Origin of the sequence: Salinivibrio sp. HTSP, from assembly GCF_003390965.1 — a bacterium.
GTDB lineage: Bacteria > Pseudomonadota > Gammaproteobacteria > Enterobacterales > Vibrionaceae > Salinivibrio > Salinivibrio kushneri.
Genome location: NZ_PXUD01000016.1, coordinates 1 through 26,801, shown reverse-complemented (window position 1 = coordinate 26,801; position 26,801 = coordinate 1). Strand labels below are relative to the sequence as shown.

The window sequence follows — 26,801 nt, the reverse complement described above, 5'->3', positions numbered from 1 at the left end:
GTGCTTCCATGCCCATTACGGCAGGTATTCATAACCTGGCAAGGTTAAGAAGTTAACCAGCTCATCACTGGTCGTGAGCTCAGCCATCAAGGTGGCGGCCTGCTGGTATTGGCCTTGCGCAAAGCGCGCTGCCCCCAGCTCTTTTTCCAGCACCGTCATTTCCTCACCAAGGTACTGTGTGAAGAGCTCCTTGGTCACCACCTTGCCATTGCTCAGTGGTTTCTGATGTTTAATCCATTGCCAAATCGACGCACGTGAGATTTCAGCTGTAGCCGCATCTTCCATCAGGCCATAGATAGGCACACAGCCGTTACCCGATATCCACGCTTCAATGTACTGCACCGCGACACGGATATTATGTCGCATACCGGCCTCAGTGCGTTCACCCTCGCAAGGCGCTAGCAAGCCAGCCGCCGTGGTCTCAGCGTCTTGCTCGCGGGTGACCGCTAGCTGATTTGGCTTATCGCCAAGTGCGCGGTCAAAAATCGCTTTAGCCGTGTCTGCCAGGCCTGGGTGCGCAATCCAGGTGCCATCGTGACCGTTATCAGCTTCTAAGGTTTTATCCTTTTCAATTTTGTCCAGTACCTGCTGATTTTCAGCCGGGTCTTTGCTGGGAATAAAGGCAGCCATACCGCCCATCGCCAACGCACCACGCTTATGGCAGGTTTTGACCAGCAGACGCGAGTAAGCGTTAAGGAAAGGCTTATCCATGGTCACCACTTGGCGATCAGGCAACACACGATCCGGGTGATTGCGCAGCGTTTTGATATAGCTAAAGATATAATCCCAGCGGCCGCAGTTAAGGGCGACGATATGGTCACGGAGGTGATACAGGATCTCATCCATCTCAAACACGGCAGGCAGGGTTTCAATCAGCACAGTTGCCTTAATGGTGCCGCGGCTCAGACCAAACTCGTCTTCGGCAAAGGAAAACACCTCGCTCCACCATGCTGCTTCCTGATAAGCCTGTAACTTAGGTAGGTAGAAATAAGGCCCCGATCCCGTCTCGAGTAAACGACGGTAGTTATGGAAAAAGTACAGGGCGAAGTCGAACAAAGCCCCGGGAATCGGCTTACCTTGCCACATCACGTGTTTTTCGGTCAGGTGCAAGCCACGCACACGGCAGATAAGACGCGCAGGGTTGTCATTCAGCTGGTAGCGCTTGCCGGTTTCTGGGTGCTGATAACTGATGGTGCCATTGACGGCATCGCGCAAATTACGCTGGCCTTCAACCACTTGCGGCCATGCTGGCGAAAAGGAGTCTTCAAAATCCGCCATGAAAACTTTCACGTTGGCGTTAAGTGCATTGATCACCATTTTTCGCTCTACTGGTCCGGTAATTTCTAGCCGCCGATCTTGTAAATCCTTGGGAATGCCACGGATGGTCCAGTCGCTTTGGCGAATCGATTGCGTCTCCGGTAGAAAGTCGGGCAGCGCTCCCGCATCAATGCGTTGTTGACGTGCTTCACGCGCTGCTAAAAGCGTAGGGATACGCGCCGCATACCGCTCAGCGAGACTGGCTAAAAAGCACAATGCTTCCTCGGTTAAGATTTCTGCCTGCTCTTCGGTGACTGTCTCGTTAATCACCAACGATTCGCGTAAGGTTGAGCACGCTTCCGTCATATCGCCTCCCTGGCTTATCATTTGTAATCCAATCACAACACTCTTTTCACTACACGCTCTTGGGCTCTCGTGCAGCGCTTGAGTTATTACGTTGGCTTACATTCGCGCAAAAATCAACCAAAGGTCAAAACAAAACGGTAAGACAAAGACAAAAAAGCACATATAAACAAACAGTTAAAAAATTAGAGCATAAACTCTAATGTGCTTTTTTATGCCTATAAGCAGAATGATATAACACTGCTACTGGGATCATAATTTTGTCACCACCTTGTAATCAGTTACGTAATTAAATTACATATCGCGCACTTCACCTTCTCGTGAAAAAGTAAAAAACCAAAATCATTTCAATCTCTTAGGAAAAAAAGCAAAAAGCCGCTCCCCTAGATGCTGCTTTTTTCGTGATAATAATCCAACGGCTTCAGCGTCGTTTTGGCAAGGTTAAAATAGATGATAATGCTGAGATAAAGTAGATAAACCAGTTTAAATCACTCATTTTGGTCTCTTTATTCCTTAGCTATTGGGGAAAGTAGCTCTGCGACCAGATCAGCGAGCTGGTTGAACGTATCAATCCGACTCGAAGAAGGACGCCAGACCACCCCGATATCACGGTAGGCCGCTTCCCCCGGCGGCGTCTCTAAATGCACGTCGAGGTTATCAATCAAGCCATGATCGATTGCCATTTGCGGTATAAAAGTCACACCATTGCCGTTGGCCACCATTTGCACCAAGGTGTGTAAGCTGGTCGCCATGAAAGGATTAATCTTCTGCGAGGCCGTCATTTGACAGGCAGACACCGCGTGGTCGGTGAGGCAGTGTTCTCGTTCAAGCAAGAAGACAGACTCATCGGGGAGGGCGTCATAATCAATCGGTAACTCAAGCTGCGCAGCTTGCTTTTGGCTCATCACCATTTTAAATGGATCCCGCCCCACCACGCGGCGAGTCATGGTGCCAATATCCATGGGTAAAGCCAGGATAAGGATATCCATTTCGCCGTGTTTTAGCGCGGTGAGTAAGTTCGCCGTCGTATCCTCGCGCAATAGCAAATCTAGATTGGGATAATGTTGATTGACCTGCTGAACCACATCACACAACAAGAAAGGCGCAATGGTGGGGATGCAACCCAGCCGGACTTTGCCGTGCATAGGGTCTGATTTAACTTGCGTTAGCTCCATCAAATCCTGGCTGCGTGCTAGAATTTCTCGGCTACGGCGCACCACCTCTTCGCCCATGCCTGTGAGTACCAAGGTTTTATTGTCACGCTCAATGAGCTGAGCACCAATCAGATCCTCGAGGTTTTGGATCCCCGCGCTCAACGTAGACTGGCTGACAAAACACAATTTGGCTGCTTCGCCAAAATGCCGTGTTTCGGAAAGGGTAACCAAATATTGTAGCTGCTTTAAAGACGGATATTTGCTCATACAGTCATATTTTAAACAATCGTATTTTTCGATTATTACAATCTATTAATTCCACTTTTTTCAATCTAACAAGTTCGCTATAGTTTGTCTCGCTTATATAGGAACCTGATTATCAGGAAAACATTTAAACTAGGAGCTGAGATATGGTACTCGTAGGTCGTCAAGCACCAGATTTTACTGCCGCTGCCGTACTAGGCAATGGCGAAATCGTTGATAACTTCAACCTGAAAGAGTTCACCAAAGGCAAAAAAGCGGTTGTCTTTTTCTACCCACTCGACTTCACTTTCGTGTGCCCATCAGAGCTGATCGCATTCGATAAGCGCCTGAGCGACTTCCAAGCTAAAGGTGTTGAGGTTATCGGTGTGTCTATCGACTCTCAGTTCTCACACAACGCGTGGCGTAAAACGGCTGTCGAAGACGGCGGTATCGGCGCAGTGAAATACCCACTGGTTGCTGACGTTAAGCACGAAATCTGTAAAGCATACGACGTTGAGCACCCAGAAGCTGGCGTTGCCTTCCGTGGTTCTTTCCTTATCGACGAGGAAGGCGTTGTTCGTCACCAAGTTGTTAACGACCTGCCACTAGGCCGTAACATCGACGAAATGCTACGCATGGTTGACGCACTGAACTTCCACGAGAAAAACGGTGAAGTTTGCCCTGCACAGTGGGAAGAAGGTAAAGCGGGTATGGCAGAATCTCCTGAAGGTGTTGCTGCATACCTGTCTGAGCACACTGACGACCTGTAATAAGGTCAAGTGCCCCGCACTGGATAATGTGAGACAATAATGAGGCCCGGCAAACCGGGCCCTTTTTGTATCTGCTCGCCTCACCGTATCGGCTGATTCTCTCCCAACAAACCCTTTCCAACTAACACTAGGCGTTTTCCCCTCACCCTGTCACAATAGTTTTAGCTATGCTGACACGGTGCGTTTCGTCAAAGGGGTGATATGTCTGCCTTAGTTGAAGTTTGTATTGATAGTATCCGTTCATTATCGCTGGCCGAACACGCTGGCGCAGATCGGATTGAACTGTGTAGCGCACTGCGCCTCGGTGGCTTAACCCCGAGTGATGGCTATATGCAACAAGCCGCTCAAAAAGCACGAATCCCTATTTATGCGATTATCCGGCCGCGAGAAGGCGACTTCGTCTATGCCAGTGAAGAAATAGAAGTGATGCTGCAGGATATTGCCAACGCCCGCCAAGCCGGGTGTGCAGGCGTGGTGATCGGCGCACTCGCACCAAACGGTCAGCTCGACCTACCGGCGATAGACGCCATGCTTGCCCAAGCAAAGGGAATGGGCGTGACGTTCCACCGCGCATTCGATCATTGCCAAGACCCTCACGCGGCGCTCGACGCAATCCTTGCCCGCCCAGCGATTGAACGGATTCTTACCTCTGGGCAAGCGGCGAACGCTTTACAAGGCAAAGAGGCACTCAAACAGTGGGTAGACGCCACACGCCATACCTCATTGACCATCATGCCAGGCGCAGGTGTAACCCCTGATAATGCACAAGCGTTGCTCGCCTACACTGGCGCACGTGAAATCCACCTATCGGCACGTACCGAGCAAGTAAGCGTCATGCAATCAAACTCACATGCATCAATGGGCGATGGGGATGATGCCCGTTATCCGATCACCGATCCGGCAAGCGTTCGTCTGGTCAAAGCCATTGCCAATCGTTTTTAAACCTCGGTGTAATGTCGTGACCAAACAACATGGCAATGTGACCCGCTCTAGTCTTTTGAAGTGATATACGCTTTCGCTGCGTGAATCCATTGCATCCGAAAAGTGAGTTTTCTACCGTAACCCCATCGCTGTGGTAAAAGGAGATCGGCTTTGTCGGATAAAAAAACACAAAAAATCAGCAAAAAACACTACGAAAAAAAGCTAGCCGAATTACAAACTGAGTTGGTCAAGCTGCAAGAGTGGGTCAAGCAAGAGCAGTTGAAAGTGGTGGTCATTTTTGAAGGGCGCGATGCCGCCGGTAAAGGCGGCGTGATTAAACGGATCACCGAAAAGCTCAATCCGCGTGTTTGTCGCGTGGTCGCGCTAGACAAGCCCACAGAGCGCGAACGCACGCAGTGGTATTTTCAACGTTACATTGAGCACCTGCCCGCCGGTGGTGAAATTGTCTTGTTTGACCGCAGTTGGTATAACCGCGCCGGTGTCGAGCGAGTCATGAACTTTTGCAGCGATGAAGAATATGAAGAGTTTCTTCGCACCTGTCCCGAGCTAGAGCGTATGTTGATCCGCTCCGGGATCATCTTAATAAAATACTGGTTCTCGGTATCGGACGAGGAGCAAGAAAAGCGCTTCGCGGAGCGGATTAACACCCCAATAAAGCGATGGAAATTCAGCCCAATGGATCTCGAGTCTCGTAGTCGTTGGGTGCAATACAGTGAAGCCAAAGACCGCATGTTTGCCTACACCGACACCAAAGAAAGCCCTTGGTGGGTGGTGGAAGCCGATAACAAAAAACACGCTCGGCTCAATTGTATCGCCCACTTACTCTCACAAATCCCTTACCAAGAAATTGACTACCCCACAGTAACCCTCCCAGAAATCAATAAGGAAGGTTACGTGCGTATGCCTTTGCATGACCAGAGCTTTGTCCCAGACGCCGTCAGTGACTGGTTAAATGACAAGTAGCGATTATTTGAGGAGCTTTTCCAGCTCCTCTTTTTGAATGTGGCGAACGTCTTTGCCTTTGACAAAATAGATGATGTATTCACAAATGTTCTGACAGCGATCGCCCACTCGCTCAATGGCTCGGGCCGACCACATCACTTTCAGCACATTGGGAATCGAGCGTGGATCTTCCATCATGTAGGTCATCAACTGACGCAAAATCCCCTCGTATTCACGGTCTAACGAGTCATCTTTGCGATAGACCTTCATGGCCGCATCAATATCCATGCGCGCAAAGGCGTCTAACACATCGTGCAGCATTTTAGCGGCGCGCTGACCCAAGGCTTCGAGTGATACCAAAAACGGTTGCTGAGAGTAGCTTGAGTTATCCAATGCCATTTTAGCGATACTGTCAGCAACATCACCAATGCGCTCAAGATCCGTGATGGTCTTGATGATTGCCATCACCAGTCGCAAATCGCTCGCGGTGGGCTGACGTTTAGCAATGATACGTGTACATGCCTCGTCGATCGCCACTTCCATGCCGTTCACTTTGTGATCTTCACGAATAACATGGCGCGCAAGCTCCACATCTTGATTGTGCATGGCGCGCAGTGCATCGGTTAGCTGACGCTCAACCAAGCCGCCCATTGCCAGCACGTGGGTGCGAATGGCCTCAAGCTCTGCGTTAAACTGACCAGAAATATGACGGCTAATATTGTGGTTATCCAAGGCCTGCTCCTTATCCGTAGCGCCCGGTGATGTAATCTTCGGTTTGTTTGTTTTGTGGGGTGGTAAACAAGGTATCGGTATCCGCGTATTCCACCAAGCGCCCCATATTAATAAACGCCGTTTGATCCGAAACCCGCGCCGCTTGCTGCATATTATGGGTGACAATCACCACCGTATACTGATTTTTTAAGTCATTAATCAGTTCTTCAATGGTTAAGGTTGAGATGGGATCCAACGCCGACGATGGCTCATCAAGCAATAGCACCTCAGGCTCAATCGCGATCGCCCGTGCAATCACTAACCGTTGTTGTTGCCCACTGGACAACCCAAACGCATTGTCATTGAGACGATCTTTCACCTCATCCCACAATGCCGCGCCACGTAGCGAGCGCTCTACCGCATCATCCAGTGTTCTAGGATCATTGATCCCCTGCAAGCGTAATCCAAAGATCACGTTTTCATAGACAGATTTGGGGAACGGGTTTGGGCGTTGAAACACCATCCCTACTTGGCGACGTAATGCTGGCACATCCACATCACGGTGATAGATATTTTGTCCGTGCAGGGTAATTCCGCCTCGAACACGGCAGCCATCCACCAAATCATTCATCCGATTAATGCATCGTAGTAATGTCGATTTACCACACCCAGACGGCCCGATAAATGCGGTGACCTTCCCTTTCGGGATCCGCATACTGATATCAAATAGCGCTTGGGTCGATCCGTAGTAAAGATTGAGATCCCGAATGGCTAACGCGGTTTGCTCGTCAGGCAAATTCCCCAAATCTAAGCTAGGCGTTAAGCCTATGGGTGGCGTTATCGAAAACATCGAGCGGGATCCTTATCGTTATAATTCCAATGCGCGATACTTTTCACGCAAGTAATGACGAATACCAATCGCGGACAAGTTGAGCGCCACGATCACTGACACAAGCAAAAATGACGTGGCGTATACCAAAGGTCGCGCCGTTTCGATGTGCGCGCTTTGAAAGCCGACATCATAAATATGGTAGCCCAGATGCATGAACTTCCGCTCTAAGTGCAAAAACGGGAAGTTACCATCCACTGGCAAAGAGGGAGCGACCTTAACCACTCCCACCAACATTAAGGGCGCCACTTCTCCGGCTGCACGAGCGACCGCTAAAATCAACCCTGTCATCATCGCAGGACTGGCCATCGGCAGGACCACCCGCCAGAGCATTTCTGATTGGGTGGCGCCAAGGGCAAAGGCACCATGGCGGACACTGGTCGGAATTCGGGCGAGTCCCTCTTCTGTGGACACTATCACCACAGGTAAAGTGAGGATCGCCAATGTCAGAGCCGACCAGAGAATGCCTGGCGTACCAAAGACAGGCGCGGGTTGCGCCGCTTGATAAAACAGATCATCAATGGTGCCACCGATAAAGTAGACAAAAAAGCCTAGCCCGAACACCCCGTACACAATTGACGGTACCCCGGCGAGGTTAACCACGGCAATGCGAATAATACGCGTGAATGCCGTTTTCGGCGCGTACTCGTGAAGGTATACCGCGGCAAGCACCCCTAACGGGGTGACAATCACTGACATCAACAGCACCAAGAAAACGGTGCCAAAAATCGCGGGAAAAACGCCCCCCGCGGCATTACTGTCTCGTGGTGGTTCTGATAAGAAGGCCGCGACCTGGTATCCCCAAAATTCAAGCTTCTCAACCGCACTCATGGCGTTGGGATACCAAACATTAATCACATTTTGCAGAGGCAACGCCACGGTGTCACCGTGGCTATCTTCAACAACAAGCGCACCCGTTTGTTGTTTTTCTCGCAGCTGTTTGAGCTTTTTCTCCAACTGCTGGTATTGCGATAGCAGCTGTGAACGACGCTTATCGATTCGTTTTTTGTCTGCCGTGTTTAGCTGGCTGTCTAATGAGAGGGACTTTTCCTCCAGCCGCAATTGCTCCAGCCGATAGTTAATCCCCGCTAAGTGTACTTGCTCGATGTCATTGATCACCGCGCGACGCGCCGCTAAATCTTCCAAGCGTTGATAAAGTTCAGACAGCACTAATGCATGTCGGTGGCCACCGGCGTCGACGTATGCTTGAGGCTTACCATAAAACATGCCATTTTCACTTCGCTCGATCATCGCCATTTCAACTGGCGTGTGCTGGCTTTTGATCTGAAACGCAAGTAGCTGACGAAAATCAATGCCCGCTTGTTCTCGATTACCGGTTTTAACCACCAAGCGTTGGTAGCTAGGCTGGCGATAGGCTGGCAATGCAACACCGGCATCTTCAAGCTGCGTCGCATCAACCTGGTCGGTTCGGTAAATTTGTCCGACCACGGTTTCTACCCCCTGCTCACTCTTTACTTCAAAGCTGGTGACTGGTGTCGGCCAGAAGTAGCCTAAGCCTCGATAACCGAGCAATAACAGCACTCCGAGAATCGCGATCAGACTGACACTGACCATACCAGCCGTCATCCAAACCCAGGGAGTGCCAGATTTTATCCATGGACGCATGCGCATTCTCGTCTCGGTTAAAGGTTGCTGTACTTGTCACGCAAACGCTGACGGATCAGCTCTGCCAATGTGTTAAAGACAAACGTGAAGACAAAAAGAATAAAAGCGGTTAAAAACAGCACCCGATAATGGGAGCTACCCACTTCAGACTCCGGCATTTCTACCGCGATATTGGCCGATAAGGTACGTAATCCTTCGAGCAAATTCCAATCCATGATCGGCGTATTGCCAGTAGCCATCAGCACGATCATGGTTTCACCCACCGCGCGCCCAAAACCCATCATCACAGCAGAAAAAATACCTGGGCTCGCGGTAAGCAACACCACCCGGGTCAAGGTTTGCCAATGTGTTGCCCCTAAGGCCAAAGCACCGTTTTTAAGGTGTGGAGGCACCGAAAAAATCGCATCTTCGGCCATCGAGAAAATGGTTGGGACCACCGCAAAGCCCATCGCAATACCCACGACCAACGCATTGCGCTGGTCATAGCCGATGCCAAGCTCATGTGTGATAAATTGGCGAGCATCCCCCCCTAACCACAGCTGCTCTACCCATGGCCCCAGATACGCGGCGAATACGCCCACCAGCAATAAGGCCGGAATGATGACCACAATTTGTGCGTTATCAGGTAAGCGGCGTCGCACATACCTTGGGATCATGCGCCACACCCCGCTTAGCCCGAGCAAAACAATAGGGATAAGCAAGAGCAGCAAGAAGACGCTAGCAATGTGCGATTCAACCCAAGGTGCCAGCCACAAGCCGGCCAAAAAGCCGATAATGACGGTGGGTAACGCTTCAATTGTTTCCACCGTCGGCTTCACCCAACGCCGTAAGCCAGATGACATAAAGTAAGCCGTGTATATGGCTGCCCCTATCGCCATCGGCACTGCGAAAATTAAAGAAACCAAGGCGACTTTTAAGGTTCCAAAGATCACCGGAACCACGCTCAATTTCGCTTCAAAGCTGTCATCCGCAGAGGTCGATTGCCACACATATTGGGGAGACGGATACCCTTCATACCACACTTTCTGCCATAGCGAGTGAATACTCACTTCTGGGTGAGGGTTGTCCACAGTCAACCATTGCCATTGACTGTCAACCACAGCAATCAGCCCGTTTGCGCGAGGCGTAAACGCCAAAGCATCAGGCAGCGCGGTAAACTGAGCATCGAAATGGCGCACCTTTTTACTGGTGGCATGCACCAGGCTGAGTCGTCCGGTTTCATCCACCGTCGCCATGCTTTTGCGGTGACGCTCTGGTGCAAGACGCGCCACGCCCTCTCCCGGCGAAAACGCGCGTACTTCGGTTAACGACGGCTCGCCATTTTTCACCACATCGAACCATTGTGTCACTGTGCCGTCTTGGTGCTGAAGGAGCAAAGAGCGCCCCCCGGCTAGCATCGCCATTTTCGTGACCGGACTGGTGACGACATTGTCGAGATTGACCGTTTCGCGCAAGGCTAGATCGTTTCCCTTTAAGCGCCAAATCGCTAAGCGATTTTGTTGATGGACAAACAAGCGCTGTCCGTCTCCTGATAACGCAATATGGTCAACGGCTTGTGAAAGAGGCACCGTGCTTTTTTGCGTACCCCGATAGACGACCAGGCGGTTATCCTGGGTAACGGCAGCCAGCACTGGCGGGATGGTTTGACCATGTAAACTATCCGGCACCGCCACGGTAAGCTGGTTAAGCGGCTGCGCGCTCGCGTCCACGATCAACTCACGACCAAAGGCTGGCATAGTGGACAATTGAGGGACCACTGAAGCGTCAGCTTGATACTGTGTACGAAAGCGTAATTGCCAAACAGCCACGCGCCCTGGTGTCTTTTCTACCGCCAAAAACGGCGTAGATGCTTCGACGCGGCTTATCGCAGGCTTATCCATGCTGGATAACGGCTGCTGTAATACCGTTTGCGCGCGTGGCACGGCGCTGGCTGCGGGCGTCCCAGACCGTGACGGGCGCTTGACAACGGTTAACACCCCTCGATCATCCAAGCCATACGCCAACTGATTGCGCGTATCGGCGCCAATGTATTGAGGCACGCCGGGAGTGGCTACGCTAAAACGCTCACTCAAGCTGACACTCGCTTGGTGAAAAAGCGGTACCACCACTGTGAGTAAGTAGAAGAAAAGAAGCAGCAGGGTCACTAATACCATCACGCCACCAAGACGTACCGTTTGGCGAGTCAGTTTATCTTTAAACCGCCGCGCCGGTCGGGTATCCGTTAATGATGGTGAAGAGTGGATCATTCGTGCCTCTTTTTATTGAGCAAGCCCTGCATTGTATGTCATTACAATGACAATTTTGTGACAGCGGTATCCTGTCATAGCCCGTAAGGATCAACGCGTTGCGGCGCTTTCCTTTAGTGTATCGCGCGCGGTCATTCACGCCTAGTGACTTGGTTGCCACGCAATAAATATGCAACAAACGGGCTTTAGGCTTGCCCAAGTTGATATTGGGCACACTTTCGTGAGTTTAGCCTCTCGCAGCATAGACAACACCTTGACTGACCTCAATAATTGTCTGAACAATCGCCGTAAGGATCACGCATGAAGCACTTTGTTATCACCTTAGTCGGCCCAGATCGCGCAGGCCTAGTTGATCAGATATCACACACAGTGTTCAGCCATCATGGCAACTGGCAAGCCAGTCGGCTCAGTCAGCTAGCAGGGCAATTTGCCGGTATCATTCACATTTCGGTATCAGACACGTACGCTGATGCCTTGGTTCATTCGTTACGCGCGCTCGATGGCTTGCAGCTGCTGGTCGCCGATGCGACACCCGCTTCGCCGTCTCCGATCACCCATACCTTGTCGGTGACAGGCAACGACAGGCGTGGCATCGTTCAAACGCTCAGCCAACTGCTCGCGGCTCATGGCGTCACCATCAACAAACTCAACACCCAAACGCAAAGTGCCGCCAATACGGGCGGGCAAATTTTCACCGCAGATTTTTATTTAACTGTCCCACCAACGGCGGACATTAACGTATTGCATGAAGCCCTTGAAACGCTGTCAGACGACTTGATTGTCGATTTTGACAGCAATTTTATTCAGTAGAACAGGATTTTCTTACGCGTTATGACTTTAGACTCTTATCATGTCGACAAAGAACTTAGCTGGCTTTCTTTTAATGAACGTGTCTTGCAAGAAGCAGCAGACAAAAGCGTCCCGATTATTGAGCGAGTCCGGTTTTTAGGCATTTTTTCATCCAACCTTGACGAATTTTATCAAGTACGGTTTGCCGACGTGAAACGGCGCATCATCATTGATGAAGAGCGGGGAGTAGAAAGTCATGCCAAAGAGTTGTTGAGCAAGATTCAAGCGAAAGTCGTCAAACTGAACCAAGACTTTGATCATCTTTACAATGATATCTTGCTAGAAATGGCCCGCCGCCACATTTTTTTAGTCAACGAACGTCAACTCTCTGATCATCAAGCCCAGTGGCTAAGGCGTTATTTTAGAAGCAATATTTTGCCTTACATCACGCCAATCATGCTTAACAAAGACGTCGATGTTTTAAGCTTTTTGAAAGACGCCTATTCTTACCTCGCCGTTCAGCTGAAAAAAGAAGGGGAAGAGCCCAAGTATGCGCTGATAGAGATCCCCACTGATGAGCTAGAACGCTTTGTTAAAGTCCCTGAGCCAAAAGGAAAACGGCAGCGTAAAACCATCATTTTACTCGATAACATCATTCGTTTGTGTTTAGACCAAATTTTTAGTGGCTTTTTCGACTATGACACGGTCGAAGCGTACGCGATGAAAATGACCCGTGACGCAGAATACGATCTGACCAATGAAGTGGAGCACAGCCTGCTTGAGAATATGTCAGAAAGCTTGGATCAGCGTTTAACCGCCCTGCCCGTTCGGTTTGTTTATCAACGCGATATGCCGCCAGAAATGGTGAGCAAGTTGATTCAGGTATTAAAAATCTCCGACTACGACAGTGTCTTACCGGGTGCGCGTTATCACAACTTTCGCGATTTTATTGGCTTTCCGAATGTGGGGCGTAAATACCTGGAAAACCCGCCTCTGCCCCCATTCGAGTCAGCAGATTTTCAACTACAAAACAACGCATTTGAGGCCGTTCGCCAACGCGATATTCTCCTTTATTATCCCTACCATACCTTCCGGCATATGACCGAGCTGGTGCGCCAGGCCTCCTTTGACCCTAAGGTGCGCAGTATTCGTATCAATGTGTACCGCGTAGCGAAAAACTCCCGCATCATTAACTCAATGATTGATGCCGCTAACAATGGCAAGCGTGTCACCGTGGTCGTTGAACTCCAGGCGCGCTTTGACGAAGAGGCTAACATCGAGTGGTCACGGGTGCTCACGGATGCTGGTGTAAAAGTAGTGTTTGGCACCCCTGGGCTCAAAATTCACTCGAAACTGTGTTTGATTTCTCGTCGTGAAGACGGGGTGCTACGCGATTATGGTCACATTGGCACAGGCAACTTTCATGAGAAAACAGCGCGTATTTATACCGATTTTGCCTTATTTACCGCGGATCAACAGCTGACTTCAGAAATTCGTAAAGTCTTTGATTTTATTGAAAATCCCTACCGTCCTGTTAAGTTCAATCACTTAATTGTCTCGCCACGTAACTCGCGGCGGCGTATGTATAAATTGATTGAACGTGAAATTGAACATGCACAGGCCAAGCGTAAGGCTGGTATTACCCTCAAGGTCAACAACCTGGTCGACAAAGGCTTGGTGAACCTGCTTTACAAAGCGAGCAATGAAGGGGTGAAAATCCGCATTATTGTGCGCGGCATGTGCTCGCTGGTGCCTGGGGTTAAAGGAGTCAGTCAAAATATCAAAGCGATCAGTATCGTCGACCGCTTCTTAGAGCACCCCCGCGTGTTTGCCTTTGAAAACGGCGGCGAACGTGATATGTATATTTCGTCTGCCGATTGGATGACCCGCAACATCGATAACCGCATTGAGGTTGGGGCACCCATTCGCGATCCCAGACTGAAAGATCGCATCATGGCGGTCTTAGAAATTCAATTTTCCGATCGCGCGAAAGCCCGCGTTATCGATAAAGCCATGTCTAACGCCTACGTAAAACGCGGTAACAAAAAGAAGATCCGCTCGCAAACCGAGATCTATGATTACCTTAAACACGTGGAGCGCCAAGAACTCAAAAACGCGGAAAAGTTGCAACATGACACACCCCCAGTCAAAAAATAAGCCTCGCGAAATCGCAGCGGTTGATCTCGGATCTAACAGTTTTCACATGGTCGTCGCGCGCGTCGTTGGCGAAGGACTGCAGATAGTGAGTCGTCATAAACAACGTGTGCGACTGGCCGCCGGGCTGGATGATCAACATCGCCTCAGTGATGAGGCGAACCGCCGTGGTGTCGAGTGCTTAGCCATGTTTGCTGAGCGGTTGAACGGCCTCGACATGGAAAATGTCCGTATCGCCGCGACCCACACCTTGCGCCAAGCGCGCAATGTCGACACCTTCATCGAACGGGCGAGACAGGTTTTACCCTACCCGATTGAAATCATTTCTGGGGAGGAAGAGGCGCGTCTTATTTATATGGGCGTCTCCCACACGCAGCAAAACGTTGGCCGAAAATTAGTGATTGATATTGGGGGCGGCAGTACAGAATTAGTGATCGGGGATAACTTTGAGCCCGCATTGGTTAACAGTAAACGGGTTGGCTGTGTCAGTTATAACGAGCGCTTTTTCCCCAAAGGCAACATTACGCCTAAGCAATTTGCCGCCGCACAGCTGGCTACCCAACAAAAGCTAGAAAGCTTAGCGTCTCAATACCGCCAAGCCAGCTGGCAAGTGGCGCTCGGTGCGTCAGGCACCATCAAAGCGATTCGTGAAGTGATTATCGGTCTCGGTGATGAAGATGGGATTATCACCCGTAAGCGGTTAGATAACCTGATCGAAAAGCTGCTGAAATTTAAAAACAGCGACAGTATCGACTTGCCCGGCTTATCGGCTGACCGCCAACCGGTTTTCGCCGCCGGCGTCGCGATTCTTTCTGGGATATTTGATGCGCTTGCCATCGAATCGATGCGCTTCTCTGATGGTGCATTACGTGAAGGCTTGCTCTATGAAATGGAAGACCGCTTTCAGCGTACCGATATCCGTGGTCGCACGACGGATGATATGGCAGCACGCTACAACATCGACCTGAGCCACGCCCGTCGCGTGCAACATACAGCGGCGTATTTTTATGCGCAAGCCGAGCCGGTTAAGGGCAGCAAAAAAGCAGAGCTCGCCGGGCTTTTGAATTGGGCTGCGCTGCTGCACGAAGTGGGGTTAAGCATTGGTTATCCTGGCTACCACAAGCATTCTGCGTATATTTTGCGGAATACCAACTTACCTGGGTTTAACCAAGAGCAGCAAACCGTGCTTGCCACCCTCGCGCGCTTCCATCGTAAGGCACTAAAGCTCAACGAGATGCCTAAGTTTACCTTGTTTAAACCTAAGCTCATCGAGACGCTGATTTGCGCACTACGGTTAGCCTGTGTGTTGCATTCACAGCGTAACGACGAGGCCTTGCCAGAGATTGCTCTCAGTGTCGACAAAAAAGGGGCATGGCAGCTCACCTTTCCGACAGGATGGTTGCAAGACAACCGCTTGCTCGCGGCGGATTTGGAGGCCGAAAAGCAATACTGGCAATCCGTAAACTGGACGCTGACTTTTAGTGACTAAGCGCACGCCAAGCGTTCGCTTGCGCAACGCCGAGTCCCTCACAAGCCGATTATCTCGCAGCTAGTCTTTTAGCGATGCATCCAGCCCTAGTGCTCGTCTTTGCGCGCGCACCGCTTGAGCCGGCAAGGGAATATAGCCTTGCTGGCTCACCGCCTTCTGCCCTTGCGCCGACAAAATATAACGCATAAATGCCGATTCAAGGGGCGCCAGCGGCTGATTGGGGGCTTTATTGATGTACAAATATAAATAACGGGTAAGGGGGTACTCACCCGTTCGAATCGCTGAAGGGGTGGGCTTTATCGCCGCTTTTCCCTGGTGTGAAATCGCCAACATGCGCGCGCCAGAGGCCTGATGACCAATTCCTGCATACCCGATAGCATTCAGCGAAGAGGCCACCGACTGCACCACTGACGCCGAGCCAGGCTGCTCATTCACATCGGCACGGAAATCCCCACGGCACAACGCGGCTTGCTTAAAATAACCATAGGTACCGGATACCGAGTTGCGGCCGAATAATTGTAAATCTCGGTTGGCCCAACGGCCTGATAAGCCTAATTGCCCCCAGGTTGCCACCGGCTGACTCGCCCCACACCAAAGCGTGCGAGAAAATACCGCATCCAGCTGTTGAAAGCTGATGGCGCGTAAAGGGTTATCTTGGTGGACATAGACGGCCATCGCATCCACCGCAACGGGGACCGCGGTAGGAGGATAGCCAAAACGTGCTTGAAACGCATTTTCTTCACTGACCCGCATCGGACGACTCATGGGGCCAAGTTGGGCTGTCCCTTCCACCAGCGCGGGGGCGGCGGAGGCAGAGCCTGGCGTTTGTAGCTGTATATTCACTCCGGGATGCAACCGTTTGAACCCTTCCGTCCAAGCGGCCATCATATTGGCTAAGGTATCTGATCCTACTGAGCTCAAGTTACCGGATATACCACTGCTACGTTGATAATCAGGCAGGGTATCAGCATGACTAAGGCTCGCCACACTCAATAGCAGGCAGGCTGTGGCCAAAAACCGCTTTAACATGCTAATCGCTCCGGTAAGGTAAAGGAGAACGTGCTCCCCACCCCGAGTTCACTTTGAATATCTAATTCCGCATCGTGATGACTGAGCGCATGTTTTACAATCGCCAGTCCTAAGCCACTGCCACCCGTTTCACGGGAGCGGGCTTTATCTACCCGATAAAAACGCTCGGTTAACCGATCCAGGTGTTGCGGCGCGATACCCTCGCCACTGTCCTGTACTTCCAAGCGTGGGCCTTTGCTTGCGCGATACCAACGCACAGTGATCCCAGCTTTGGGCGGAGTATGCTTTACTGCGTTATAAACTAGGTTGGAAATCGCACTGCGTAATTGGTCGTCATTGCCTTTTACTTTAAGGCTGGTATCGACTTCAAACGTGAGTACATGCTCACTATCACCACTTAAGGCTTGAGCTTCTTTTTGTAGCACATCAAGCATGGCAGGCACATCGACAAGATGATCCAGCTCAGGCTTGGCCGCCGCTTCAATTTTAGACAGGGTCAAAAGCTGTTCTACCAGTGACTCCATCCGGGACAATTGCTCGGTCATCACCCCATGTGCTTTGGGCCACATGGGACCGACGACCATCTCTGGATCTTCCGTCATTTCTAAGTAGCCACGTAACACCGTCATCGGCGTGCGTAGCTCATGTGAAACATTGGCGAAAAAGTTGCGGCGCATCCCTTCCAGTTGCTTCAACTGAGTGATATCACGCACCACCATCAAATATTCGCCTTCCGCATAGGGCATGGTCCGGAACTCAAGTGTGCGCGCGCTATTAAGGTGAGAGCGCATCTCAAGGGGCACATCGTAGTTGGCATCAGCTATATAGCTGACGAATTCAGGGGCGCGGATAAGGTTACTGATATGCTGACCATTATCATCAGGCATACGCAAGCCAAGCAGCTCTTGGGCTAATTTGTTACACCAGACAATGGCACCGTCACGCTCAAACACCACCACCGCATCCGGTAAAGATTCTGCCCCGTTGCGAAAGCGACGAATCAGATTCGCCAGCTCCTTACGGCGACGACGATTACGCTTTTGTAAGCGATAAATCCCATTAAACAAAGGCTCCCAGGAGCCGGTGCCAGAGGGTGGCATCAGGCTTTTGTCTTTCCAAAGCCAATCGGACAGCTTGATCTGCTGATGCAGGTGCCAAAGCAGCATGGCAACGGTAGCGCCAAGCAATAGCCAAGGTAGGCCACCAAACAGCCAGCCTATAATAAACCAAGGTAAATAAAAAAAAGCCAGCTCCCAGGCTAGCTTCTTCCAAGACAGTCGTTCGACCATTGCGTCTCCATGCAGCCTACACCTGATGTAGGCCGGATTTAACTACGTGTTGAAAAGCGGTATCCAGCGCCGCGTACCGTTTGTACCAATTTAGCGTGCCCACCGGCTTCTAGCACTTTGCGCAAACGACGAATATGCACATCGACCGTTCTATCTTCAACATAGACATTGGTGCCCCACACGTTATTGAGTAGCTGCTCGCGGCTATACACACGCTCTTGATGGGTCATGAAAAAGTGCAACAGCTTAAACTCGGTCGGCCCCATGTCTAGCGGCTCATCATTGGCGGTCACTCGGTGCGAGACAGGGTCAAGTTTCAACCCTTGTACTTCAATAACATCATCCAAGGTTGTCGGCGATACACGGCGCATCACCGCTTTTAATCGCGCCACCAGCTCTTTCGGCGAGAAAGGTTTGGTGATGTAGTCATCTGCGCCTACTTCAAGGCCTCGCACTTTGTCTTCTTCCTCGCCCCGTGCGGTCAGCATCACCACAGGAATCTGTCGGGTCAACTCTTCCCGCTTTAAGTGCTTAATAAGATTGAGCCCCGATCCACCAGGTAACATCCAATCCATCAGGATCATTTCTGGGTAAGGCTCGCAAATTTGCGCCAGTGCCGAATCGTAGTCTTCTGCCTCAACCGTTTGATAACCTTTTTGTTCAAGCACAAAACAAAGCATCTCGCGAATGGGGGCTTCGTCTTCAACAACGAGAATCCGTCTAACCATGATAATTACCTAGTGTTATCATTGAACTGGCGCCATTATGTGGATTTATTATGACATTTTTGTGACCCAGCGCGAGCTATTTTCCCCTTGTGTCGACAGGCTGTGACCTAGCCAACACCTTGCTCTGTCACCATGACTTTGCTTGCGCCACCACCTTGGCTATCTACGCGCACTTGCGCACCAATCCGTTCAACCAGCGTATTCACATGCGAAATCACCCCAATTTGTCGGCCATCCGCTTGCAGAGTGTCCAAGCAGGCGAGCGCCATTTCTAAGCTGTCAGGATCTAGGGTGCCGAAGCCCTCATCAATAAACAATGAGCCAAGCTGGCGGGTATCTGCCGCTAAAGAGGCCAGTGCTAGCGCCAGCGAGAGCGAGACTAAAAAGCTCTCTCCGCCAGACAGTGATTCGACACTGCGCACCTCATCACCCATATCATGATCGACCACTTGTAGCGCCAGCAAGCTATCCGGTACCGTTTGCAATGCATAACGTGGTGACAATGACGCCAAGTGCTCATTGGCAATCTCGACCAGCTGGGACAAGGTTAACGACTGCGCAAGATTACGGAATTTAGCGCCACTGGCAGAGCCTATCAGGTCGGCCAATTTCAACCATTGCTCGGTTTGCTGCCGCTGTCCCTCGATTTTTTCGGTCAGCGAGCCGGCTTGCTGTTTGGCTTTTTCCGACTCCGTCAATTGATGGCGGAGGGTGAAGAGCCGCTGCTCGTTTTCTTCAAGTGCTTGTTGCCAACTCGCTTGCTGCGCGCTAAGTGATGCCTCATCCTCCGCGAGTTGCTGCATCGCTAGCCAAGCACTTGCATCAGCGATGGCCTGCTGACAATGACTAAGCTGTTGCTGACGCTCATCAAGGCGTGTTTTTGCTTCTTGATAACGCGCCTCAACGTCGCTGATAGCCTGTCGCTCATTAGCTCGCCATGCCTCACTGTAAGAAAGTGCGGTAATTAAATCATACTGATGAACACCAAGCTCCGGCTGCCATTGGATCCAACGTCTAACACTTGCGCGGTAGCGCTGGTCCGCCTCACGCTGCTGGGTATCGAGAGTTTGCTGGCGCGCCTGTACGCCCGCGCGCTTTTCACTGGCCTGCGTATACGCCTGCTCAGCGTGGTTACGTTGCGCCCGTTGCCCGTCGATGGCGGCTTTATATTCTCGCTCCAACGCCTCTAAATCTGATTGCGGGATCAGTGCTTGGCGCGCGACACTTTGTTGTTGATGCTCTTGCGCCAACACAACCAATTGCGCTTGCCGTGCTTGAATATCTTCCGACAAGCTCTGACACTGCTGCGAGAGCGTGGCCAGTTCAGTCTCTCTTTGTTGTTTGTGCTCAGCAAGCGCCGCTTTTTCATCTTGCAGTGCCTGGTAGGCCTGAATTTTTTGCTCCATCTGGCGGATATAATGCGCCGCCCCCACCTGTTGCAGGCTCGCCAGCCATTGCCCAGCACCTAACTGCTGATCCAACGATTGGCTGACGCGCGTGAGTTGCGCGTGTTGCTGTTGCCATTGCTCATCAATCGCTTTGAGTCGTGTCTCACACTCAGTCAGTGACTGATCAAGTTGATGACGTCGTGCCACTCGCTGCTCACGTGCATGTTGGAGTTCCGCGATGGCCGTATCCATTTGTTGCACGTGCGCAAGCTGTTGTTGGCGCTCCGTCATCGCTTGATAACAGATTTGATACTCGGCATAGGTTTGTTGCGCCTGTGCGTCAATCTCGCCGAGGATGTCACTGAGTGGACGTGATAAGTCGATGGCTTCATCCAGCTCAGCGATCGCGGCATACACCTCGCGTTCGCATTGCTGTCGCTCAGCCTGCCAAACAGCTCCCTGTTCTCTCAGCTCGGCGCACGCGTGCTGGCTTTGCTGGTGCTGTTTCTGCCAATAATAGTATTCGGCATTGTGCTGGTTATACGAGGCTTGCAAGGCGTCTACACGCGCCTGCTGCTGGGCGATCATGCCTTCAATCGCGGGGGCATGGTGCAGATAAGGATGTTCGGTGGCCCCACAGAGCGGACAAGGATCCCCTTCGTGTAAGGTTTGGCGAAGATCATCAAGCTCGACCACCGCCATCGCTTGTTGAAGGCTGTTTTGAGCCTCCTCCACCTGAGCCTGCTCACGGGTTAGTGTGTCTTTCAATTGGGCTAAATGGGCTTGGCTGTCCGCAAACAATGCTTGGTGTTTTTCTAGCTCCGCTTGATTATGCTGACAGCGCTCTTGCCAATACTGCCAGTTTTTCCCCTCATTGAGCACCGCGTCTTGCTGCTGCTTTTGCGTGTGCAATTTGCTATACCGCGCCTGATCTGCGTCTTGATTTGCCTGCAGCGCCTCAGGATCCAGCGCTTGTCGCTTGGCTTTCAGCTGCGCACTACTGTCATCCACTTGGGCAATGTCTTTGTCTAACTTGTCACGTTGCGGCTGCCAATGTTGCTGCTGATGATAACGGGCTTGATACTCTTCTTGCAGCGCCGAGAGAGTGTCTTGGCAATCGAGGTACTGGCGCAGGTTATCGAACACCGGCTGATAGTGCTCCGCCACATGCGAGAAGTCGCCGTATTGCGCGATTTCTTGCTCTAACGCCGTCTCGCGACGTTGCTGTTGCTCGGCTTGTTCGCGCGCATGGACGAGTGACTGGTGAGCATGACGATACTTCTGCTGCTGCTCATTCAACGCCACGTTTTGATCGTGCATTTGCCGCTCAATGCCGGACAACTGCGTATCGATTTGCTGCGCCTCACGCACTTTAGGCTCAATATCGGCCCAATATTGCTCGGCCTCAGCCAATGCTCGGTTGGCGGCGCGCCAGCGTTCGGCTTCTTGTTCATACGCGTGCGCAATCTCGCGCTCTTCGCGTGCGAGTTGATGGCTTTCGAGTGTGAGCGCTTGGCGTTGCCACTGGCTGGTTTGCACCGCTTGCCAGTCGTCGCGCGCCACTTGCACTCGCTCTATCTCATCCAACGCCTCTCGCCGCGCGGCAATGCCTTCTCGCGCTTCACTCGCTTCATCGAGCGCCTGCTGAGCCGTCTCGACACCCTGCTGCGCTTGGGCAAGGTGCGTGTGTTGTTGGCGGTAGTCGTTGAGTTTTCTCAGCTGAGTTTGTAAATCGTGAATGTGCTGCTGGCATTGCGCCTGCTCTTGGTGCAGTTGCTGTTCTTCATCATCCGTGAGTAACTGAATATCGCCCAACTGTTGGGTCAGTTGATCCAGTGCTTGCTTTTCATCGCGGGCCCGCTCGTGTGCCATTTGCGACAGTCGGCTATATATCTCAGTGCCTGTCATCCGTTCAAGCAAGGCCGCTCTATCATCGGCAGACGCTTTTAAGAATGCGGCAAAATCCCCTTGCGGCAACATCACCGCACGGCGGAACTGTTCATAACTGAGACCAACGAGACGCTCTATTTCACTGAGTACTTCCTGTTTTTTACCGGCAATACGTTGGCCTGTGGCGAGGTTCTCCAACCAATGCTCGCTCGCCTGTATGCGGCCATCCGCCTTGCCCCGCGCCCGGCGCACCGACCAGTGTGCGCGCCAACGGCTGCCGTCATAGGCGACAAAATCAACCTCTGCGTACCCCTCGCCTTTACCACGCGATAAGATACTACGCACATCATTGGCTTTAACGCGGGTTGCCGGATCGCCCAAACCAATATCCGCATCATGCTTTTTATTGGACTGAAAGCGCGGGATCTTGTCGTAAAGCGCCAAGCAAATCGCATCCAAAAGCGTCGACTTTCCCGCGCCCGTTTTGCCTGTGATCGCAAATAAGCCACTGTCACCCAGTGGTCCTTGTGAAAAGTCCAATGCAAACGGATGTTGAATGCTGGCCAAATTCTCGCCACGTAATGCCAGGATTTTCATCGTTTATTGATCCTCGTCCTGTTCCAGTTGCTCCAATAACTGAGAAAACGTTGCTGATAACGCCGTATCAGGTTCACCTTGATACTTTTGCTGCCAGCCATGACGCAGTACCTGATAAGGCTCAACCTCAGATAACCGTTGTTGCCGAAAGCCACTTGTTTGTGGTTGTTCTCGATAATGAGGGGTAATTTTGGCAAGCCGTACGGGTTTATTCTCTAGCGCGGCTAAGATCTTTTCTCTTAACATCGGCTGGGGTTTATCCAATAAAACAGGGACATCAAGCAAAGGCTGCTGCGACAGCGGTAAAGGCTCAAGCGTGAGCCCCGCCAAGGCGTCGAGTACCGTCTCCAGCGGTGCGGGCTGTTCCGGCACTCGCCATAAATCAACCGCACGCGGCACATAATGTGGCACCACACTTTGTAGCTGGTTGTCTTCAAGCGTCACGGCTAATACTTGGTGCCGATAGTGGCGCTCTGATAACGATAGCGGAATCGGCGAGCCGCAGTAACGGATCCGGGATTGTTTCGCCACTTGCTGGGCTAAGTGCAAATGCCCGAGTGCGACATAAGCAATATCCTCACTGAAAATATCTGCCGGCAGCGCATGCTGATTCCCCCCCAGAATGCGTCGCTCTGACATCTCTGATAACTCGCCACTGGCCATATACACATGGCCCATTGCTATCAATGCCTGATCAGCGCGCGCCTTTTCACGCCCCGCTTGCTCCGTTTGCTGATAAATAGCTCGCACTCCCTCAATAAGCCGATCGCCCTTTTCATCAAGCCCTTCTGTACGTAAATCACCACTTCGCAAAAAAGGCACTGCCAATACCCAAGCCGCGACCTCGCCTGACTTATCGGTAATTGGCACTCGCATACGTTCCGTATCTAAATCGCCATCGCCATCTCTCGCGATGGCGCCAATTAAGTGTAAATCAAAGGCTTTGAGTAGCTCGTGTGGGGCGTCGAGTTTGCTAGGTGAGTCATGATTCCCGCCAGTGATCACTACATTTAAGTGTGGCAGTGCTTTGGCAATGTCAGCTAAAAATCGATACAGCATCCGCCAAGCACTGGCGGGTGGGTTAGCACTGTCAAACACATCTCCCGCCACCAATAAGGCATCGGCTTGCTCATCAATGAGACATTGCTTAAGCCAATCGAGAAAAGCTTGATGTTCATATTGGCGATCATAACCATGCAGCTGATGACCAAGGTGCCAATCGGAGGTATGAATGATTTTTAACACAACTGAGGTAATCCATTCGTTGAGGAAGTTGGGCAAGTTTGTCTCGCTGAAGTCGCGAGCAGGGTTAAATTCTACGCTAATTGCAGCGACATTCGAGAGTGAATGCAATACCATGTTGCCTTTCTCACAACAGGATGGATAAAGCCTCGCCATGATTTGGTTTAAGAATTTACTCGTCTATCGTCTTACCCGTGATATTCCTCTCGATCCAACCCAATTGGAAAGCCAGCTCAAGGAGTTCGACTTTACCCCTTGTGGCAGCCAGGACATGCAAAAATTTGGTTGGGACAATGCGCTGGGTAAGCACGGCGATATGCTTACGCATGTCAGCGGTAACAATATCCTGATCCGCGCTCGCAAAGAAGAAAAGTTGCTCCCCGCCTCGGTAATCAAAGACGCCTTGGAAGAGAAAGTCGACGCCATGGAGCAAGCCCAAGGGCAACGCCTGAAAAAGCGCGAGAAAGACAGCCTAAAAGACGATGTGGTCATGGAGCTCTTGCCACGTGCCTTCACGCGCCAAAGCCAGATGTGTGCCTTGATCATGGCCGATAAAGGCCTGGTATTAGTTGATGCAGCTAGCATCAAAAAAGGCGAAGAGTTGCTCGCGCTATTACGAAAATCTATCGGCAGCTTACCTGTCGTGCCGGTTGAAACCGAGATCCCAGCAGAGCACGCGATGACAGAATGGGTCAAGCAAGGCCAAGCGCCGCAAGGCTTTCACCTCGGTGATGAGGCAGAACTGAAAGCGCTGCTGGAAGAAGGTGGGGTGATAAAATGCAAACAGCAAGATCTCACCAGTGACGAAATTCAGGCGCACTTGGAGGCAGACAAACAAGTCACCAAGTTATCTATGGACTGGCAAGAGCAAATTGACTTTGTATTGGGCGATGATTTGAGCCTGAAACGCCTGAAATTTTCTGAAGAGATCCGCGATCAAAACGCGGACATCGACCGAGAAGATGTTGCCGCCCGCCTTGATGCTGACTTATCGCTGATGTGCGGCGAGCTCGATACTCTATTAGAAGGCTTATTCACTGCTTTAGGCGGTTTAAAAACCGACTAACTAATCCCTACAAAGATTAGGTAAATTCGGCTGGTAGTGTGGGTAATGTCACAGTAAAATGGCGCCCACACTCACCTTCAACGTGAAGGTGCCTGACTTACACTCAGACTCAAGCTTGGAATTATGTTTACGCCAGAATTACTCTCTCCCGCCGGTAGCCTAAAGAATATGCGCTACGCGTTCGCCTATGGGGCCGACGCCGTGTATGCCGGCCAGCCACGCTATAGCCTGCGTGTGCGCAACAATGAATTTAACCACGACAACCTGAAAATAGGCATTGACGAAGCCCATGCGCAGGGTAAGAAGTTCTACGTGGTTTGTAATATTCAGCCGCACAACGCCAAGCTAAAAACCTTTATTCGCGATCTTAAGCCGATTATCGATATGGGCCCTGATGCGCTGATCATGTCCGATCCTGGCTTGATTATGATGGTGCGTGAGCACTTCCCTGATATGGCAATCCATCTTTCCGTGCAAGCCAACGCGATTAACTGGGCGACCGTCAAATTTTGGCAGCAGCAAGGGATTGAGCGTGTGATCTTATCGCGTGAGCTATCACTGGAAGAGATCGAAGACATCCGCCAGCATTGCCCCGATATGGAGCTTGAAGTGTTTGTTCACGGCGCGCTATGCATGGCGTATTCTGGTCGTTGTTTGCTGTCAGGCTATATTAATAAGCGCGATCCAAACCAAGGTACCTGCACCAATGCCTGCCGTTGGGACTACAAAGTTCATAAAGGCAAAGAAGACGACGCAGGCCAAGTCGTACAAGTTCAAGAAGTGACCCCAACCCTGGGTAAAGGCGAGCCGGTTGATGATGTGGTATTGCTCGAAGAGGGCGGACGTCCGGGTGAGTTGATGGCCGCTTATGAAGATGAGCACGGCACCTACATCATGAACTCAAAAGACTTACGCGCCATTCAGCACGTTGAGCGCTTGACCCAAATGGGCGTACACTCGCTAAAGATCGAAGGCCGCACTAAGTCTTTCTATTACTGCGCACGCACCGCACAGGTGTATCGCCAAGCAATTGATGATGCCGTGGCCGGTAAACCATTCGATGAGAGCCTGATGAACACCCTCGAGAACCTTGCACACCGGGGCTACACCGAAGGCTTTTTACGTCGACACACCCACGATAGCTACCAAAACTATGACTATGGCTATTCGGTTTCTGACCAACAGCAATTTGTCGGCGAGTTTACTGGCAAGCGCCGTGGCGATCTGGCTGAAGTGGAAGTGAAAAACAAATTTATGCTCGGTGACAGCCTTGAGCTAATGACACCGCGAGGCAATGTCCATTTCACATTAGAAGCAATGGAAAACCGCAAGTCAGAAACCATCACAGATGCCAAAGGCAGCGGTCATTTCGTGTTTATTCCTGTGCCAGAAGATATGGATCTAGAGTACGCGCTACTGATGCGTAACCTACAATCAGGACGAGATACACGTAACCCATCGGGTAAGTGATATGGCATTACTCATCACTGATAAATGCATAAACTGCGATATGTGTGAGCCCGAGTGTCCCAACGGGGCTATCTCTATGGGTGCCGAGATCTTTGAGATCGAGCCAGATTTATGCACCGAGTGTAAAGGCCATTACGAAAAACCAACGTGCCAGTCGGTCTGCCCGATCTCCAAATGCATTATCACCGATCCCGATAATGTCGAGACTGAGGATCAGCTCCTAGAAAAATTTGTGGTCATCCAAGGGATGGCCTAAACCACTAAAAGCGCCGCGAGGCGCTTTTTTTATGTCTGTATCAATCTAATCTACAACAGTGAACTAACGCTAAGCGCTTAACAGTAATACATGGCAGTCTCAAATGAAGGGGTTGCGTTCAGGCTCACACATATCGCAATTGGTACCCTAGGGTTCTGCTTTTAACATAAGCAGGCTATTTACTCCGAGCCTGAACGCAAAAAACCCCAGCTTTTCAGCTAGGGTTTCTAAGTAGTGGCGGAGTGGACGGGACTCGAACCCGCGACCCCCG

General features: G+C 51.2%; 20 protein-coding genes. 9 read left to right on the top strand and 11 right to left on the bottom strand.

The features are described from left to right. Window positions 1–15: 15 nt before the first annotated feature. Both aceB and C7A19_RS03915 read right to left on the bottom strand, forming a co-directional pair. Entirely contained in the window at window positions 16–1,623 is a 1,608-nt protein-coding gene (aceB, locus tag C7A19_RS03925; RefSeq protein ID WP_116644229.1) for a malate synthase A, read from the bottom strand. Between the two features lie 503 nt (window positions 1,624–2,126). Further along, on the bottom strand, window positions 2,127–3,041 hold the full coding sequence (locus tag C7A19_RS03915) for a hydrogen peroxide-inducible genes activator (RefSeq protein WP_116644227.1): 915 nt from the start codon (window positions 3,039–3,041) through the stop codon (window positions 2,127–2,129). A gap of 143 nt (window positions 3,042–3,184) precedes the next feature. Between C7A19_RS03915 and C7A19_RS03910 the strand changes: the two genes are divergently transcribed. From C7A19_RS03910 to ppk2, 3 genes are all read left to right on the top strand, one after another. Continuing rightward, a complete protein-coding gene (locus C7A19_RS03910; protein WP_069363267.1) occupies window positions 3,185–3,787 on the top strand; it encodes a peroxiredoxin C in 603 nt (200 codons plus the stop codon). 201 nt (window positions 3,788–3,988) lie between these two features. Next, complete coding sequence (locus C7A19_RS03905) at window positions 3,989–4,729, top strand: copper homeostasis protein CutC (protein ID WP_116644226.1); 741 nt, start codon at window positions 3,989–3,991, stop codon at window positions 4,727–4,729. A gap of 150 nt (window positions 4,730–4,879) precedes the next feature. Continuing rightward, window positions 4,880–5,692 (top strand): polyphosphate kinase 2, encoded by an 813-nt coding sequence (ppk2, locus tag C7A19_RS03900; protein ID WP_077600227.1) that lies wholly within the window; start codon window positions 4,880–4,882, stop codon window positions 5,690–5,692. A 3-nt stretch (window positions 5,693–5,695) separates the two neighbouring features. On the opposite strand, the gene phoU is transcribed toward ppk2, so the two are convergent. The 4 genes from phoU to C7A19_RS03880 are packed head-to-tail and all read right to left on the bottom strand — an operon-like array spanning window position 5,696 to window position 11,143. After that, window positions 5,696–6,403: a phosphate signaling complex protein PhoU gene (gene phoU, locus C7A19_RS03895; RefSeq protein ID WP_046075027.1), complete on the bottom strand. Its 708-nt coding sequence runs from the start codon at window positions 6,401–6,403 to the stop codon at window positions 5,696–5,698. 10 nt (window positions 6,404–6,413) lie between these two features. After that, window positions 6,414–7,232 (bottom strand): phosphate ABC transporter ATP-binding protein PstB, encoded by an 819-nt coding sequence (gene pstB, locus C7A19_RS03890; RefSeq protein WP_069363270.1) that lies wholly within the window; start codon window positions 7,230–7,232, stop codon window positions 6,414–6,416. Window positions 7,233–7,250: 18 nt separating this feature from the next. Beyond that, the gene (gene pstA / locus C7A19_RS03885; RefSeq protein WP_116644246.1) at window positions 7,251–8,897 is read right to left on the bottom strand and encodes a phosphate ABC transporter permease PstA; all 1,647 of its coding nucleotides are present in this window, start codon (window positions 8,895–8,897) and stop codon (window positions 7,251–7,253) included. A gap of 17 nt (window positions 8,898–8,914) precedes the next feature. Beyond that, the gene (locus tag C7A19_RS03880) at window positions 8,915–11,143 is read right to left on the bottom strand and encodes an ABC transporter permease subunit (RefSeq protein ID WP_116644225.1); all 2,229 of its coding nucleotides are present in this window, start codon (window positions 11,141–11,143) and stop codon (window positions 8,915–8,917) included. Window positions 11,144–11,443: 300 nt separating this feature from the next. Here C7A19_RS03880 and C7A19_RS03875 point away from each other — a divergent pair, with 300 nt between their 5' ends. The 3 genes from C7A19_RS03875 to ppx are packed head-to-tail and all read left to right on the top strand — an operon-like array spanning window position 11,444 to window position 15,575. Continuing rightward, window positions 11,444–11,953 (top strand): ACT domain-containing protein, encoded by a 510-nt coding sequence (locus C7A19_RS03875; RefSeq protein ID WP_116644224.1) that lies wholly within the window; start codon window positions 11,444–11,446, stop codon window positions 11,951–11,953. Window positions 11,954–11,974: 21 nt separating this feature from the next. Then, the gene (gene ppk1, locus C7A19_RS03870) at window positions 11,975–14,089 is read left to right on the top strand and encodes a polyphosphate kinase 1 (protein WP_116644223.1); all 2,115 of its coding nucleotides are present in this window, start codon (window positions 11,975–11,977) and stop codon (window positions 14,087–14,089) included. Continuing rightward, window positions 14,064–15,575, top strand: coding sequence for an exopolyphosphatase (gene ppx, locus C7A19_RS03865; protein WP_116644222.1), 1,512 nt, complete (start codon window positions 14,064–14,066; stop codon window positions 15,573–15,575). The genes ppk1 and ppx overlap by 26 nt, the downstream gene beginning before the upstream one ends. A gap of 60 nt (window positions 15,576–15,635) precedes the next feature. Here the strand turns inward: ppx and C7A19_RS03860 are convergent, their stop codons facing one another. The 5 genes from C7A19_RS03860 to C7A19_RS03840 all read right to left on the bottom strand — a co-directional run bounded on the left by C7A19_RS03860 (window position 15,636) and on the right by C7A19_RS03840 (window position 23,855). Further along, window positions 15,636–16,604, bottom strand: coding sequence for a phosphate ABC transporter substrate-binding protein (locus C7A19_RS03860; protein WP_116644221.1), 969 nt, complete (start codon window positions 16,602–16,604; stop codon window positions 15,636–15,638). Further along, complete coding sequence (gene phoR, locus C7A19_RS03855) at window positions 16,598–17,893, bottom strand: phosphate regulon sensor histidine kinase PhoR (RefSeq protein WP_116644220.1); 1,296 nt, start codon at window positions 17,891–17,893, stop codon at window positions 16,598–16,600. The genes C7A19_RS03860 and phoR overlap by 7 nt, the downstream gene beginning before the upstream one ends. A gap of 38 nt (window positions 17,894–17,931) precedes the next feature. After that, window positions 17,932–18,621 carry a phosphate regulon transcriptional regulator PhoB gene (gene phoB / locus C7A19_RS03850; protein WP_069363277.1) on the bottom strand — a complete coding sequence of 230 codons (690 nt, stop codon included), beginning with the start codon at window positions 18,619–18,621 and terminating at the stop codon, window positions 17,932–17,934. Window positions 18,622–18,728: 107 nt separating this feature from the next. Then, complete coding sequence (locus C7A19_RS03845; RefSeq protein ID WP_116644219.1) at window positions 18,729–22,496, bottom strand: AAA family ATPase; 3,768 nt, start codon at window positions 22,494–22,496, stop codon at window positions 18,729–18,731. Window positions 22,497–22,499: 3 nt separating this feature from the next. Beyond that, window positions 22,500–23,855, bottom strand: a complete 1,356-nt coding sequence (locus C7A19_RS03840; RefSeq protein WP_116644218.1) for an exonuclease SbcCD subunit D C-terminal domain-containing protein — start codon at window positions 23,853–23,855, stop codon at window positions 22,500–22,502. 40 nt (window positions 23,856–23,895) lie between these two features. Between C7A19_RS03840 and rdgC the strand changes: the two genes are divergently transcribed. The 3 genes from rdgC to C7A19_RS03825 all read left to right on the top strand — a co-directional run bounded on the left by rdgC (window position 23,896) and on the right by C7A19_RS03825 (window position 26,530). Next, window positions 23,896–24,804, top strand: coding sequence for a recombination-associated protein RdgC (gene rdgC, locus C7A19_RS03835; RefSeq protein ID WP_201264064.1), 909 nt, complete (start codon window positions 23,896–23,898; stop codon window positions 24,802–24,804). 123 nt (window positions 24,805–24,927) lie between these two features. Beyond that, a complete protein-coding gene (gene yegQ / locus C7A19_RS03830; protein WP_116644216.1) occupies window positions 24,928–26,274 on the top strand; it encodes a tRNA 5-hydroxyuridine modification protein YegQ in 1,347 nt (448 codons plus the stop codon). A gap of 1 nt (window position 26,275) precedes the next feature. Next, window positions 26,276–26,530 (top strand): YfhL family 4Fe-4S dicluster ferredoxin, encoded by a 255-nt coding sequence (locus C7A19_RS03825; protein ID WP_102504733.1) that lies wholly within the window; start codon window positions 26,276–26,278, stop codon window positions 26,528–26,530. Window positions 26,531–26,801: the final 271 nt, after the last annotated feature.